A 446-nucleotide genomic window follows, 5' to 3' on the forward strand; every position below is an offset into this window, starting at 1 on the left:
ACGATGATCGCGAACAGCACGGTGAACGGTCCGAAGCCCATCTCCTGCACCCAGGCCGCGGCCTCGGCCGGCATCTGGCTCACCGCCATGAAGGAGTTGAGCATGTCGGCACCGAGCAGGATCAGGAACATCATCCCGGTGCCCTTGGCGGTGCCATAGAGGCACTCGAGGAAACCCTCGCCCTTCAGGCCGCCGGACTTCCACGCCGCGATGCCGGTGGCGAGCACGCCCACCGAGGCGGCCTCGGTCGGGGTGAAGATACCGCTGTAGATACCGCCGATCACGACGATGAAGATCAACAGCACCGGCCAGGTGTCGATCAGGGTCTGCAGGCGTTCGGCCCAGCTGTGCTTCGGGCTGCCCGGGCCACCCGCGGCCGGATCGATGCGGGTGACGATGCCGATCACCACCATGTAGCCGATCGCGGCGAGGATGCCGGGCACGAA

The 446-nt window shown here is 66.6% G+C and carries 1 protein-coding gene; it reads right to left on the reverse strand.

The features are described from left to right. A partial coding sequence (locus AC3A35_RS27920) for a TRAP transporter large permease subunit (RefSeq protein WP_487439813.1) occupies positions 1-446 on the reverse strand: 446 nt, incomplete at both ends.

This window comes from Azoarcus sp. Soil_N_20 (assembly GCF_057656155.1).